Genomic DNA, 14,410 nt, shown 5'->3' on the forward strand with positions numbered 1-14,410 from the left:
AATGCACTTATTTTTGATCGTTCGCTCAAAGAAGCATCGAAATGCATGAAAGTCCCTAAAAAACCGAAAGAAAACAGGGGGCTTCCATCGGATTCTTCTTAGATAATCCGCAATTAGATAGTAAAATCCGATTTGATTTTTTTATTAATAGTGGCTATCGATTAAATAAAAAAAGCGCCGGAAGGGCGCTTTTTTAAACAAATTAATTCACACAACAATTATTACAGTACGTGAACAGAGGCGGTGTTAGTGGTGCCGCTTGGAACCAGCGCGCCGGAGACCATCACTACGACGTCGCCTTTCTGGGCGAGGCCGCTTTGCAGGGCGACATCTTTGCCCAGACGGTAGAAATCATCAGTAGAATTGATTTCTTTCACCAGCTGCGATACCACGCCTTTGCTCAGTACTAACTGACGGGCGGTCACTTCATTGGTGGTCAATGCCAGGATGGTGGCGTCCGGGAAGTATTTACGCACGGCGCGAGCGGATTTACCGCCCTGGGTCGCTACCACGATCAGCGGCGCTTCCAGTTTTTCGGCGGTTTCTACCGCACCGCGGCATACCGCTTCCGTAATGCGCAGTTTACGGCTGTCGTTGTTGTAGTCCAGACGGCTGTTCATGACGCGGTCGGTACGTTCGCAGATGGTCGCCATGATAGAAACGGCTTCCAGCGGGTATTTCCCTTTGGCGGATTCGCCGGACAGCATAACCGCATCCGTACCGTCGAGGATGGCGTTCGCTACGTCGCCTGCTTCTGCGCGGGTCGGACGCGGGTTTTTGATCATAGAATCCAGCATCTGAGTCGCGGTGATCACGACTTTACGTGCGCGGATACATTTTTCGATCATCATTTTCTGCGCAAAAATCACTTCTTCAACCGGGATTTCTACGCCCAGGTCGCCACGCGCAACCATGATGCCGTCGGAAGCTTCGAGAATTTCATCGAAGTTGTTCAGGCCTTCCTGGTTTTCGATCTTAGAGATAATCTGGATGTTTTCGCCGCCGTGGGCTTTCAGATGCTCGCGAATTTCGACAACGTCAGAACGTTTACGGATAAAGGACGCAGCAACAAAGTCAACGCCCTGTTCGCAACCGAAGATCAGGTCCTGTTTGTCTTTTTCAGCCAGCGCCGGCAGAGCAATAGAAACGCCCGGCAGGTTAACGCCTTTGTTCTCGCCCAGATCGCCGTTGTTCAGCACCTTACAAATGACTTTATTGCCTTCGATGGCGGTCACTTCCATACCGATCAGACCATCGTCAACCAGGACGGTGTTGCCAACGCTCAGGTCGCTGGTGAAGCCTTCATAGGTGACGGCAACGATTTCATTATTACCGACCACGGATTTGTCGGTGGTAAAAGTGAAGGTTTGACCCGCTTTCAGCGAAACGTCGTTACCGCCTTCCAGTTTAATGGTGCGGATTTCTGGTCCTTTAGTATCAAGCAGAATAGCGGCTTTTTTACCAGTTTTGCTCATCACGTTGCGCAAGTTCTGGATACGCTGACCGTGTTCTGCATAATCGCCATGAGAGAAGTTCAGACGCATCACGTTCATGCCCGCGTCCAGCATTTTGCTTAACATCTCTTCGGATTCGGTTTTCGGACCGATAGTACAAACAATTTTCGTCTTTTTCATGACAGTCTTAGTCTTTAAGTTGAGGAGGATATGGAAATCTGGCTTCGGGCGCGCACGGCCCGGAAGCTAAGCCTGTGTTGCTAAAGTGATGATGCCTCGCTCTAAGGATAGGTGACATCGAAAGAGCGTGCAGAGGAATGTGTGCTCGCGTTTCAGCCCAACGGGAAGGGGATAATTTTAGTCGTTGAGTTTTACAGTCCAATGCGCTGAAACCATTCAAGAGACAATTGGCGCGCATTATACGCTGAAATTTACAAAAAAGGAAAATGAAAACCCTGTTTCAAAAGACATCTGTGCAGATCCACAACGGTTTGTTATTACGCCGTTTACGATGTCGCTGGCGATGACGCCGCCCGAACAGGGGCGGCGTTGCGCAACAGCGGGTGTTGTTGCGCATAATGTCAATCGAGCAACTTTTTGCCTTCCAGGTCGATGGCGATGTTTTGGTTGTGTGCTTTTCGGTAGCACAGTATCGCTATCCCGATCGCCGCCCAGCTAATTCCGAGTATCAGAGCGTGAATGTTCATGTTTAAACAGACGTAGCCGATGACGATCATCCCCATGATCGGCGAAATGACATGGGCGAAAATGCGCCGCTGGGCTTTCATCCGGAAATTGAACAGGATAAACACACACAGGTTCACGACAAAAAAAGCGAAAAGCGCGCCAAAGTTCACCAGCGTGGAGATAGATTCAATCTTGCCGGAAAACAGGTAGCTGAGCAGCAGGGTGACGCCGCCGGTAAACAGAATGGCATAATCCGGCGTTTTACGCGTGGTATGGACGTGAGCGAGGAAGGCGGGCAACATTCGGTCGCGCCCCATTGAAAATAGCACTCTGGACACCGCCGTTTGCGCGGTAATAATGTTGCCGACGGCGCACACAAACGCCACAATGATGGAAAACGCCACTTTGAGCCAGATACCGCCAACGTTGCCGGCAATGGTGAAAAATGCTTCATTCGTCGCATTACCTTCCGCGAAGCGGTCGACATTACCGGTGGCGAACGCCGCAAACGCCACAACGATAATAAACAGTACCGTCGCCAAAACTAACGCCAACAGCGTTGCTTTACTGACGGCGCGTCCCCCGCCTTCGCTTTCTTCACTTAATGTACTGATAGCGTCAAAGCCGAGAAAATTCAGCGCAGCCACCGAAATCGCCGTCGCGATGAGCCCAGGAGTGAACCACTGTGAATCGAAAAAAGGCCGGAAGGAAAGCGTTATCTGACTACTGTCCAGCATCAACAGACGGACAATGAGTAGCACGAAAATCGCCAGAATACCGAGTTGAATAAAGACCAGTAACTTATCGAATTTCGCCGTTTGCTGTATCCCGAGATAGTTGACTCCGGTGCCAATAGCCACATAAATCAACGGCCAGACCCAGACCGGAATTTGCGGTAAAATAGCGTGGACCGCGACGCCGCCCAGCACCGCTACGAGCGTAGGGAACAAAAGATAATCCAGCAGTAATATCCATCCGGTCAGAAACCCTACGGCGGGATTAATGCATACGCCAGCATACGCATAGGCCGAACCCGACGAGGAGATATGCTGCGATAAGGTAGAGTAGCTGTACGCGGTAAAAAACATCGCGATAGCGCCAATAATATAAACCAGCGCAACCATACCGTGCGAAAGATTATAAACGACGCCATAAAGAGAGACTGGCGCGATAGGCACCATAAACACCAGACCATAAAGCACTAAATCGGTAAGAGACAATTTTTTGACTTTTTTCATGATAAATACCTTAATGGCTTTTTATGCCAGATCGCGTAAAAACGCGCTTACCGCTGCGAGGCAGGGCGCGATATTTTCTTCATGCGGGTTATGGCTGCTGCCAGGAATAGTGACCGCGCGGCAGTCTGAAATGTGAGAGAGCAGCGGAGAGACGACGCGCTCGGTTGCCTGATCGTTTTCGCCGCGTAGTACCAGAACAGGACAGCGTATCTGGCACAAATGGGGCGTAATATCCCAGTCGGCAAGTTTGCCATTTGCCGCCAGTTCATTGGTTCCCCATAAAATGTGATAACCCGTAGGGTCGGCGGCGAACTGCGCATTAGATCGCTGAACATGAACGGCTTCTTCCGCGAGGGTATAAACGTGCCTGGCATAGTAAGCGACCAGCTGTTCCGGTGGGTTTTGATAAATGACGGCGGGCATAATGACGTTTTTGATATCGTCATCGGACATTGGCGTCAGAGCGTTAAAGAGCCGTATGGCTTCCTGTTGCCACAGGGCGATACTGGCCGGCGAACTGGCCAGTATCGTCCCGCGAAGCCCGGCAGGCTGTAAGCAGGCGTGCTCTGCGGCAAGCATTCCGCCCCAGGAATGTCCCAGTATCGAATACCCTTGTCCGATACCCAGGTGATTAATTAATTGGGTTAATTGACGGAGATAACGCGCAATAGTCCAGAAAGACGCGTCGGCATGAGGAAAATGCGTTGAACGACCGCAGCCATATTGATCGTAAAATATTACCATGCGCCCGTCATCAGCCAGATGGCGATAATTTAATAAATAATCAAAGCCGCCAGAAGGGCCGCCGTGAAGGATAATGAGCGGCGTGAGTAATGATTTTCTGTCTCCATAAATCCGATAGCTTGTCAATATGTTTTCAGAAAACATTTCGCCATAGAGATAAGTATCATTCATATTCTTAATGACTCAGTGTGTGGCAGGGCAGGCGAAGTTTATATTCGCCTGGGTAATATTATTTTTTTATTGTGTGTAAAACATTACACCAGAAGGTGGCGTAATGTTCCCATTGCAGAAACTGCGGGCTTCCCCAGTGCGGTGAACAATCACTGGCAAAGCAACATACTTTCCCTTTATGGTAAGTACCCATAACTAACAGTGGATCGCCATTAATTTCAGCAAGGACCTGACTATTTTCTTTGGCGATAAGCTTGTTATAGCCCAATAGCGGCGGCCATTCGCTAAATGGCTGGGTAATAACATGCTCTACCGCAGTATTTACTGCTTTACATCCTTGCGGTAGTTCTACGCGGTCATCTACATCCAGCATATCAACCGGCAATACCTCCGCCAGAACCGTATTTTTATAATTGGCTTTTGCTTCTATTCCCGTAAAGGATAAATACCCGCCGATCATCAACAGACCGCCGCCCTCAGCAACATAATCGGCGATAAGTTGTAATGCATCAGGAATAATGTCCATATTATAAAACGTTCTGTTTTGTAGCAGGAACGTATTGCTACCGATATCACTGATGACGATCGCATCATAGCAGGCTAATGCTTCGGCGGTTTGTGGAAAACGAGTTTGCACAATATGGGCAGGCATGTAGTCCACATCGATATTACCCTGGCGTAAGCAGGATAATAAATAGTCTGCGCCTTCTTCATATTTGCTCGATGTAAAGCTATCAAAACCTTTAGAGTGAATCATATGAATGTGCCAGGATTCGCCAATAAATAAAATTTTCATTATGTCACCTGTTAATTAATGTTAATGACTTTATTAGATTGGGTACGCATTCGATGTAAAACCTGCAAGTGCTGAGGCATACTCGACGCACCGACTTGTTCCACCGCCAGAGAAGCGAAAGCGGAGGCATATTGAATGGCTGCGACCATATCTGCTTGTCGCGCCAGCGCGGCGGCTAAGGCGCCATTAAAAGCGTCACCGGCCCCAGCGGCATCTTTTACCACGGCGCTCCACGCAGGAATATACAACGTGCGGGCGTGCTCACAGAGCAGAGAACCACGGGCGCCAAGGGTAATAATGACTTTTTTCACCCCGGATTGCAGAATAATATTTCCGGCTTTTTTCGCATCATTAATATCAGTAATGGTTACGCCGGATAAAAAAGAGGCTTCAGTTTCATTCGGCGTGATGATGTCAATATCAGATAATAAATGCGTCACCTGTTTCGTATAGGGGGCAGGATTCAGCATGATCATTTTATTTTCTTGTTTGCCCAGGCGAATAAATTCAGTCAACGCTTCAATGTTCGTTTCGAGCTGCATTAACATAACGTCAGACTCGGCGATATAACGGTGTTGCTCGTTAATCTCTTGCGTGGTGAGCATCATATTGGCGCCAGGGTAGATGGCGATAATATTATCGCCATCTACGGCGGAGACATAGATCAATGCGCTACCGGTGGGCGCTTTATCTGTTTGATACGCGCTGTATGAGGTGATGCCTGATTGAATAATATGATTCATAGCAAATGCGCTGAACTGATCTTTGCCCACTTTAAAAATAAAATGCGCCGCAGCACCAGCATTGTTTGCCGCTAAAGCCTGGTTGGCTCCTTTACCGCCAGGATAGAATCCAAATTGACTGGCCAGAATGGATTCTCCGCTTTGTGGAAACCACGGCACGGTTGCTGAAACATCAATATTGAAGGAGCCTAAAACACACACCTTGCCTGCTTTTTTTGTGTTTTCCCGGCGCAGTTTTGCATCCTGATGGATTGGCGTGGCGATAGTGCTGGAGATATCAATCTTATTTTCAGTGATAAGCTTACTCAGCGCGTCACGGTTTAAAATCCCTCCGCCATAGCAACGCTGAAGCATACCTGATTTCTGGAAATAGCGTAGATCGGAACGAATAGTCTCTTGGCTAACCTTATAAAGGTCTGAAAGTTTACTGACGCTAACACTATTATCCTTTATCAGTAAATTAATGATGGCATGACGTCTTTCTTCTTTAAACATATTGCCTCCGGGTAGTGAGTTGAATTGTATTTATGGCAATGTTGTCATGCGGTGAATTCAATCACAGATTATGCGGTCAACCGGAAGTAACCCCAAATGAATGTCAATAATCAGAAGCGCAGTCAATGTGTTAAATATTAATTGCTTACAGAAGGGGAAAATAGTTTTGTGAGTGTTGTCATATATTTTCTATGTAATATGACGAGGTGAACGTAAAATAGTTGGGCTTGCACGATTCAGTGAGTATATGCAGCCGGACAGCGTTCGCTTATCAGTCGCTACCCTCGACGAAATAAGACGATATCGCTCTCCGGCCCTGGGGTTATATACGCTCGATTTTTGCCGGCAGCCCCTGCCGTACTGCCGCACCGGAAACCCAGTCGAGCCAGGTGTTGGTAATGGTTCTTGTCGGATCGGCAAAGCCCAGATCGTTAAGATTTATGCCTGCCCTGATTTGTGGATCATACGGCATAGGCACGCCATCCAGAGAGTGCTGCGTTGCGCCCATCTCGCGGTGGCCATATCCGTGTTCGATGGCGATGACGCCTGGCATCACGCCATTTAACAAACTGATTTGCGCCACGACCTGACCGCCCGGCGTAATGATCCGTACCCGATCGCCATGTTGCAGTCCATAACGCTCGCCGTCTTGCGGATTCAGCGCCACCAGGTTTGCTGGCTTCACATGGTGTAAGCGCGGGATGACGGCAGTTGAGCTGGACATGGTATTTGATTTAAATGAAATCAGTTTCAGCGGCCATTGCCCAATGGGAAACTGGTCGTCAATCGCACGACCATCTGACAAACGCGCCGGATACCAGACCGGGCAACCGCTGAAACGCTCCCCGGTGATGGCGTGACGGTGGGCGGCGACATCTGCATTCCAGATCTGTAAGGGTTTTTTCCACGCGTTACCTAACCGTTGCTCCGTATAGCCGCTATCCTCGGGCGCAAACCGGCCGCCACGCGAGTAGATAAACGCCACGCGACCGATCTCATCAGCTTTAAGCGTGTGCTGAATTGCTGGCAGAATGCGGCTGACGCCGGTAAGCGAAATATCTTCCTGATTTGCCGGCGCGACCGGCGTCTTGCCCATAAAGGCGATATTAGCGGCTACGCGCAGATAGAAATCTTCCGCCCGGTTCAGTGGAAAAGTATTGCCCTGCGGATCGGTTATCGCCCGGTCGCCGAAGCCGGGCAGACGGAGCCGTTTTGCTACCGCAATACAAAATGCTTCCATTGAGACAGGTTGCCCGTCCGCCGTTCGGTGAGTGGCGGGGGCGACAACCGGCCAGCGGGCGGTAGTGGCTTTACTGGCTACGCCGCCCCAGGGTGCCGTAAAGCCCCAGCTCTCAAAATTGTGCGTATCCGGCACAATGTAATCCGCCAGCGCCGTCGTTTCATTCATAAAGGCGTCAATCGCGATAAAGAGCGGCAGTCGGCGAGGGTCTTTTAGCTTTTCTTCCGCCACGGCGCGTAGACCGGGAACACCGTAAAACGGGTTGCTCATATTGGAAATCCAGGCTTTAAGCGGATAAGGATAGCCTTCGAGCGCGGAGGTCAACAGTTCGGTAAGCTGGCCTGCCACAAAGGGATACCACGGCGCTTTGGCTGGATAAGGGGATTGCCCGCCGGCAATTTTGTCGCGGTATTCTTCCGATGCTTCATAAGCGGTTTTGCTACGGGCAATACTTAACCCGGACGGTTTCACTTTTCCGGCAAAACTGTTCATGTTGTAGCGGGGGCCGTCGCTAACGCCGTTGAATTTGCCGCCGCCGACAAAGACGCCGCCGGACAAGCTGAGGTTGCCGATCAGCGCGTTAAGCATCATGACCGACCAGGCGTTATAAAACCCATTGCCGGCCATCATGCCGCCGTGACTGATGACCGCAGCTTTACGTCCGTGACTGGTAAAGGTTTCCGCCAGCGCGATAATTTGCGCTTCCGGCACGCCGCACTGTTCGCTGTATTGCGCCAACGAGAGCTTTTCTGCCGCCTCTTTCAGGCGTTGCAACCCGCTCTTCACCGTGACCCGTTGGCCGTCGGCGAGCGTAACGTACTGCGTCACGAAAAGCCGTGCCTGTCGGCAAGTGGACGCATCGACCAACTCGCCGTCGGTATTCAGTACGACAGGGGTCTCTTCGCCATCGGGCGTAAGATGGCGCAGCGTCAGGTGTTGTCCGGCAAGCGTCGGCAGTTCATCCGCAATGACCAGGTGCGTGGCGTTGGTCCAACTTTGCTCGCCGGCCTGCTGCATCGCCTGTACGCCGGGAATCGCCAGATAATCAGCATTATAACGTTGATTATCCATGATCCAGCGGATCATCCCCATTGCCAGCGCCGAATCGCTGCCGGGCATGACCGGTTGCCAGCGACCGCGAGGATCGGCGAGCACCGTTGATAAGGGGAGGGCGGGGGCGACCACGACGTATTGAAAATTCTCACGCAGTCGGGCGCTCGCCAACTGACGTGCCTGGCGTTTAAACGGATTGCCGGACTGTGCCGGGGAGGTGCCCATAAAGAGCGCAAACTCCACGTTTTCCCAGTCGGGTTTGACATGCGGGTTTTTATCCAGATCGCCCATCAATGCCCCGGAGCCGGCCCGGTAAGCCAGTCCACAGTAGGCGCCATGCGCGCCGAAATTCTTGCTGCCGAAGCTATTTAGCGCAAAACGACGCAGAAACGCATCGCGGCCTTCGTCGCTGGTATTCGTGACCAGTAACTGATTGGTTTTGGGCCCGAAACTGGGGTGCTTTGCGTCAATTGGCGTATCCGGCGCATGAATCGCGCGCAGTCCGTCCACATGACCTTCGCCAAACAGATCGCCGCCTTCCACGACTTCTTCAATAAGTTGCTCAAAGCTGATGCGCTGCCATTTCCCTTCGCCGCGTTTACCCACGCGTTTCATCGGTTCAAGCAGTCGTAGCGGACTGTACAGGCTTTCCAGCAGCGTGGCGCCGCGCGCGCAGGCGGTTGAGCGGGCGTCAAGACCGCTTTCTCCCGCCAGTTGCTCCATGGCTTCGCTAAAAGGGACGGACGAGTCAATAGGGTGTTCCTGCGACAAGGGGTGATAGGGATTGCCGGCGATGCGTATCACTTTGCCATCGGCATTTACCCTGGCGCGGATACCGCACTGTGTCCAACAGCCGAAGCATTGTGTCATGGCGATGGTTTGTTGTGGATTTTGCTGCCAGTGCGTTTGCGCCTGCGCCTCCGGAATTAACGCATTGCCAAAGATGCGGTCGCGCGTTACCTTGCCGGACGTCCCGTTTAACAGGCCATCAATTGCGCGTTTCGCCACATCACGGTAGCTCAGACCAAAAGTGACCATCCCACCGACGGCGAGACCGACTTTTAGCCACTGACGACGGGTTAAATTAGCCATGTTGTAATCTCCTGGTGAGTCCGTTCAGCGTTTCACGAATAATAATCAGTAGCGCTATCCACAGGCCGAAGGTGCCGAGAATAGCCAGCCAGCCATCCGTTCCGCCTGGTAACGAGTAAGGGTTAAATTGCGCGTTGAACTTGGGTACGGTTTGTACCTGAATCAACAATGTCCAGCGCATCAGCCAACATAGCGCCAGCGCGCTCAGAACCAGCAGGACGCGTCTTAGCTGCGATAACGGATGACGTAGCGCCAGGCTACAGAACAGCAGCGTGAATACCCACAGCGCTAGCCAGCCGACAGCGTAATATTTGGCTGACAGGGCGACGGAAATCCACTGACGGATTGCCGTGCCGGAAAGCGTATCGCCGCTCACCCACATGGCCACCACCAGCCCCAGCGCCGCCAGCGTCCAGAGTTGTCCCCACAATATTTTTGGCAGCCTTACCGAGTCGCGTCGGGCGGCGACAATCATCAGCGCGAAGAACGCCTGTAAGGCGCTAAGAAACATCGCCACGGGGAAGGCGTAGCTAAACCAGATTGGGCGCGCCAGCACAACGGAGACTTCGCGGCCGGTATAAATCAACAGGCCCACCGCGCAAAGCGCGCTGGCTAACGCCAACCATTTAGTGACGTTGTAACTTTTATTGAATAATCGTTTTATTTGCTGCGCCAGGAACCACAGAGCGAGAAACCCGGTAAACAGCGGCAGGAATAACGCTCCCCAGGGCATCCACGACCAGGGCGTCGGCCAGGCATAGAAATGCCAGACGCGGGCGGTCTGGTGCAGATCCGCCGTCAGCGCCAACGGTGCGGTAATCGCACAGGTAATAGCAATCAGTAATGCCCGATTTTCTTCTGTTGCGGCGTCTTTTTTCCGCCAGTGAAGATAACAGGCAAACAGTGCGGCGCAGGCGGCAATACCAATAAAAAAGAAATATTGTACCGCCCACGGCAGCCAGCTAATGTCCTGCGGGTGAGCCAGCACTTCTTCAATGATGAGTGAATGCGTCATTCAGACCTCCTGCCAAAGCGCGGGCTGCGCACGGCCCATTAATGGGGTGACAAAGGCGTCGTCCAGACCCAGGTAGAAAACATGGGGCGACGTGCCGTTTTCCGGCTTTAATACCTTGATAGCGTCGCGATGTTGATGAAGCATGGTGGAGATGCGGCTATGGGGATCTTTGATATCGCCAATAATACGCGCGCCGCCGACGCAGGACTCTACGCAAGCGGGTAACAGCCCGGCTTCCAGACGATGGACGCAAAACGTGCATTTATCGGCAGTTTGCGTTTCATGATTGATAAATCGGGCGTCGTAAGGACACGCCTGGACACAATAGGCGCAGCCGACGCAGCGTTTGTTATCCACCACCACAATGCCATCTTCCCGCTGAAAGGTGGCTTGTACCGGGCAGACCGGCACACAGGGGGGGTTATCGCAATGGTTGCACAGACGCGGCAACAGCACATTCGTGACTTCCTGACTACCTTCACGCTGGACCTGGTATTGGTTCACGGTCGTACGAAACGCGCCCTGCGGCGTTTGGTTTTCAATAGTGCAACTTACGGTACAGGACTGACAGCCGATACAACGCCGCAGGTCGATAAGCATGGCGTAACGGTGTCGGGGAGAGCCTTCATGCCGCTCCGGCGAAAAAGGAAATTTCGCTTCAGCCAGCGGAACCAGCGAGGCGCCAGCGGTCAGGACGCCGAGCTGCTGGAGAAATTGCCGTTTACTGCTGTCCATATTGACTCCCGTCCACATTGCCAACAATGAAACATTTGTCACGATGTTGGTTCATGTGTAATGAATAAAAAATGTTGATGATTTACAGTGTAAAAATCGAGACGGGGTGCGCTCTATTGTGGTTAACCACATACCCGGCTTGTTGTTGATCTAAAACAACATAATTGACAGGGATATTGGGGTGAGAGGTAAAACCGTAAGGCGCCTGGCGGTGTTGGCGGCAGTAGGGCTACTTTGTCATGGCGCGTGGGCAGGGACGTGGAATATCGGTATTTTGGCCATGCGCGGCGAGGCGTCTACGCGTAGCCACTGGCAACCGTTGGCAAAGACATTAAGCCAACAGCTTCCAGGCGAAACCTTTCACATCCAGCCGCTGGATCTGCATCAAATGCAGGAGGCCGTTAACCAGGGAACCGTGCAGTTTGTGATAACCAACCCGGCGCAATTTGTCCAACTGAACAGCCATGCGCCGCTGCGCTGGTTAGCTTCCCTGCGCTCCACGCGCGATGGGAAAGCGGTGAGTAATGTTATTGGCAGCGTGATTTTGACCCGACGCGATAGCGGCATCACCACGGCGCATGATCTCATCGGTAAGACCGTCGGCGCGATTGATGCTCAGGCGTTTGGCGGCTATTTATTAGGCTATAAAGCGCTCAGCGACGCGGGCTTACGCCCGGAGCGCGATTTTCATCTCCGTTTTACCGGATTTCCTGGCGATGCTTTAGTCTATATGCTGCGCGAAAAAGCGGTGCAGGCGGCAATTGTGCCAGTGTGCCTGTTAGAAAATATGGATCAGGAAGGCTTGATTAATAAAAAGGACTTTATCGCGCTGCTTTCCCGACCGACGCCCCTGCCTTGCTTAACCAGTACGCCGTTATATCCTGACTGGTCGTTCGCGGCGCTACCTGCGGTAAGCGATGCGCTGGCGGATCGCGTAACGCGAGCGCTATTCAACGCGCCCGCCGCCGCGTCATTTCACTGGGGCGCGCCAGCGTCGACCAGTCAGGTGGAAGCGTTGCTGCGCGATGTTCGTCAGCACCCTCAGCAGCGTCGACTGTGGCTGGATGTCAAAAGTTGGTTAATCCAGCACCAGCTAATGGTCGGCGGCGTGATTCTGGCGTTCCTGTTGCTCACGCTCAATTATATTTGGGTCATGCTGCTGGTGCGTCGACGTGGAAAGCAACTGGAACGTAATAGCGTAGTCCTTCATCAGCATGAGCGGGCGCTGGAAACCGCCCGGCAAATGAGCGTGTTGGGTGAAATGACCTCCGGGTTTGCCCATGAGCTTAATCAGCCGCTTTCCGCGATTCGACATTATGCCCAGGGGTGCCTGATTCGACTGCGCGCTGCAGATGAACAGCATCCCTTGCTGCCGGCGCTGGAGCAGATTGACCAGCAGGCGCAACGCGGTGCGGATACTCTGCGTAACCTGCGTCACTGGGTCAGCCAGGCGCAGGGCAACCCGGTGCTAACCGAAGCGTGGAAGGCCATAGCCATTCGCGAGGCGATTGATCATGTCTGGCAATTGTTGCGTATGGCGCAACAGTTTCCGACAGTGACTCTGCATACCGAGGTTAGCGCTGCGCTGCGCGTAACGCTGCCGTCAGTGCTGCTGGAACAGGTGCTGGCGAATATCATTCTTAATGCGGCTCAGGCGGGCGCCACCCATTTATGGGTCGTTGCTGAACGCACTGAAAACGGCATCAGTATCGCTTTACAGGATAACGCCGGGGGAATCGATGAGGCGCTATTACGTCAGGCGTTTCAGCCGTTTATGACCACCCGCAAAGAGGGGATGGGCTTAGGGTTGGCGATTTGCCAGCGGCTGGTGCGGTATGGGCGGGGCGATATCAGTATCAGGACCCAGACCGCGCCGGACGGTCTGTCGGGAACGGAGGTCACGATACATTTCTTACATGAAAATGGGGGCAGGGATGGCGACAATTCATCTACTGGATGATGATACGGCGGTCACTAACGCGTGCGCGTTTTTACTGGAAAGTCTGGGATATGACGTAAAATGCTGGACGCAGGGGGCGGATTTTTTGGCGCAGGCCAGTCTGTATCAGGCCGGGGTCGTATTACTGGATATGCGAATGCCGGTACTGGATGGGCAGGGCGTTCATGATGCGTTGCGCCAGTGCGGAAGTACCCTGGCGGTTGTTTTTCTTACCGGGCATGGCGATGTACCGATGGCCGTGGAGCAGATGAAACGCGGCGCCGTCGATTTTCTGCAAAAACCGGTATCGGTAAAACCGCTACAGGCGGCGCTGGAGCGTGCGCTGACGGTTTCATCGGCAGCGGTGGCGCGTCGTGAGATTATACTGTGTTACCAGCAGTTGACGCCGAAAGAGCGTGAGCTGGCCAGCCTGGTGGCAAAAGGATTTATGAACCGTGAAATTGCGGAAGCGATGAATATCGCGGTGCGTACCGTAGAGGTGCACCGCGCCAGAGTCATGGAAAAAATGCAGGCCGGTAGCCTGGCGGAACTGATTAGGCGTTTCGAAAAAATGGCCTCGCCAGAGACCAGAATACGAACAACGTATGAGCCATGAATAATAAACTGCGTTATTTCTTTGATTTGCATCAAATTTTGTTTAATTGAGAAGACTGTTATATTCTGTTGGTTTGAGCTGGCGACGAGTAAAACGTATGACAAAACCGACAAAAGATGACGAACTGTACCGCGAGATGTGCCGGGTGGTGGGCAAGGTCGTGCTGGAAATGCGCGATCTGGGGCAGGAGCCTAAATATATTGTTATTGCGGGCGTGTTAAGAACCGCGCTGGCGAATCAACGCATCCAACGTAGCGCGTTAGAAAAACAGGCTATGGAAACCGTGATTAACGCTCTGGCGCGGTCATAGCCGCTATCAGGGTGGCAATAACGAAATCGCCTTTGAATCGTCGCGATTGTCACCATGGCGGGCGGGTTGCCCGCCGTTAGCG

The 14,410-nt window shown here is 52.4% G+C and carries 11 protein-coding genes; 3 read left to right on the plus strand and 8 right to left on the minus strand.

The window, feature by feature from the left end; translation table 11 throughout:
• Window positions 1-221: 221 nt before the first annotated feature.
• The 8 genes from pykF to ttrB all read right to left on the minus strand — a co-directional run bounded on the left by pykF (window position 222) and on the right by ttrB (window position 11,463).
• Window positions 222-1,634, minus strand: a complete 1,413-nt coding sequence (pykF, locus tag ACLJQJ_RS05490; RefSeq protein WP_000751447.1) for a pyruvate kinase PykF — start codon at window positions 1,632-1,634, stop codon at window positions 222-224.
• 401 nt (window positions 1,635-2,035) lie between these two features.
• Window positions 2,036-3,379: an APC family permease gene (locus ACLJQJ_RS05495; protein ID WP_000756083.1), complete on the minus strand. Its 1,344-nt coding sequence runs from the start codon at window positions 3,377-3,379 to the stop codon at window positions 2,036-2,038.
• A gap of 21 nt (window positions 3,380-3,400) precedes the next feature.
• Complete coding sequence (locus ACLJQJ_RS05500) at window positions 3,401-4,294, minus strand: proline iminopeptidase-family hydrolase (RefSeq protein ID WP_001000506.1); 894 nt, start codon at window positions 4,292-4,294, stop codon at window positions 3,401-3,403.
• Window positions 4,295-4,352: 58 nt separating this feature from the next.
• Window positions 4,353-5,090: a glutamine amidotransferase gene (locus tag ACLJQJ_RS05505; RefSeq protein WP_000697187.1), complete on the minus strand. Its 738-nt coding sequence runs from the start codon at window positions 5,088-5,090 to the stop codon at window positions 4,353-4,355.
• Between the two features lie 11 nt (window positions 5,091-5,101).
• Window positions 5,102-6,328, minus strand: coding sequence for a PfkB family carbohydrate kinase (locus tag ACLJQJ_RS05510; RefSeq protein WP_000471823.1), 1,227 nt, complete (start codon window positions 6,326-6,328; stop codon window positions 5,102-5,104).
• A gap of 322 nt (window positions 6,329-6,650) precedes the next feature.
• The gene (ttrA, locus tag ACLJQJ_RS05515) at window positions 6,651-9,713 is read right to left on the minus strand and encodes a tetrathionate reductase subunit TtrA (RefSeq protein ID WP_063809083.1); all 3,063 of its coding nucleotides are present in this window, start codon (window positions 9,711-9,713) and stop codon (window positions 6,651-6,653) included.
• A complete protein-coding gene (gene ttrC, locus ACLJQJ_RS05520) occupies window positions 9,706-10,728 on the minus strand; it encodes a tetrathionate reductase subunit TtrC (protein ID WP_063809082.1) in 1,023 nt (340 codons plus the stop codon). Before ttrC ends, ttrA begins: the two co-directional genes overlap by 8 nt.
• Window positions 10,729-11,463, minus strand: a complete 735-nt coding sequence (gene ttrB, locus ACLJQJ_RS05525) for a tetrathionate reductase subunit TtrB (protein ID WP_001527654.1) — start codon at window positions 11,461-11,463, stop codon at window positions 10,729-10,731.
• Between the two features lie 181 nt (window positions 11,464-11,644).
• On the opposite strand from ttrB, the gene ttrS reads away from it, so the two are divergent.
• The 3 genes from ttrS (at window position 11,645) to fumD (ending at window position 14,328) form a co-directional block, all read left to right on the plus strand.
• The gene (gene ttrS / locus ACLJQJ_RS05530; protein ID WP_077910837.1) at window positions 11,645-13,423 is read left to right on the plus strand and encodes a tetrathionate respiration histidine kinase TtrS; all 1,779 of its coding nucleotides are present in this window, start codon (window positions 11,645-11,647) and stop codon (window positions 13,421-13,423) included.
• A complete protein-coding gene (ttrR, locus tag ACLJQJ_RS05535) occupies window positions 13,398-14,018 on the plus strand; it encodes a tetrathionate respiration response regulator TtrR (protein WP_000190927.1) in 621 nt (206 codons plus the stop codon). The genes ttrS and ttrR overlap by 26 nt, the downstream gene beginning before the upstream one ends.
• Before the next feature lie 97 nt (window positions 14,019-14,115).
• Window positions 14,116-14,328, plus strand: coding sequence for a fumarate hydratase FumD (gene fumD, locus ACLJQJ_RS05540; protein WP_000165779.1), 213 nt, complete (start codon window positions 14,116-14,118; stop codon window positions 14,326-14,328).
• Window positions 14,329-14,410 lie beyond the last annotated feature (82 nt).

Origin of the sequence: Salmonella sp. SAL04202, from assembly GCF_046550775.1 — a bacterium.
Lineage (GTDB): Bacteria > Pseudomonadota > Gammaproteobacteria > Enterobacterales > Enterobacteriaceae > Salmonella > Salmonella enterica.

What these genes read in the sequence shown, in the direction of transcription:
- pykF (WP_000751447.1), bottom strand. Translation starts at nt 1,634, where the DNA reads ATGAAAAAGACGAAAATTGTTTGTACTATCGGTCCGAAAACCGAATCC.
- ACLJQJ_RS05495 (WP_000756083.1), bottom strand. Translation starts at nt 3,379, where the DNA reads ATGAAAAAAGTCAAAAAATTGTCTCTTACCGATTTAGTGCTTTATGGT.
- ACLJQJ_RS05500 (WP_001000506.1), bottom strand. Translation starts at nt 4,294, where the DNA reads ATGAATGATACTTATCTCTATGGCGAAATGTTTTCTGAAAACATATTG.
- ACLJQJ_RS05505 (WP_000697187.1), bottom strand. Translation starts at nt 5,090, where the DNA reads ATGAAAATTTTATTTATTGGCGAATCCTGGCACATTCATATGATTCAC.
- ACLJQJ_RS05510 (WP_000471823.1), bottom strand. Translation starts at nt 6,328, where the DNA reads ATGTTTAAAGAAGAAAGACGTCATGCCATCATTAATTTACTGATAAAG.
- ttrA (WP_063809083.1), bottom strand. Translation starts at nt 9,713, where the DNA reads ATGGCTAATTTAACCCGTCGTCAGTGGCTAAAAGTCGGTCTCGCCGTC.
- ttrC (WP_063809082.1), bottom strand. Translation starts at nt 10,728, where the DNA reads ATGACGCATTCACTCATCATTGAAGAAGTGCTGGCTCACCCGCAGGAC.
- ttrB (WP_001527654.1), bottom strand. Translation starts at nt 11,463, where the DNA reads ATGGACAGCAGTAAACGGCAATTTCTCCAGCAGCTCGGCGTCCTGACC.
- ttrR (WP_000190927.1), top strand. Translation starts at nt 13,398, where the DNA reads ATGGCGACAATTCATCTACTGGATGATGATACGGCGGTCACTAACGCG.
- fumD (WP_000165779.1), top strand. Translation starts at nt 14,116, where the DNA reads ATGACAAAACCGACAAAAGATGACGAACTGTACCGCGAGATGTGCCGG.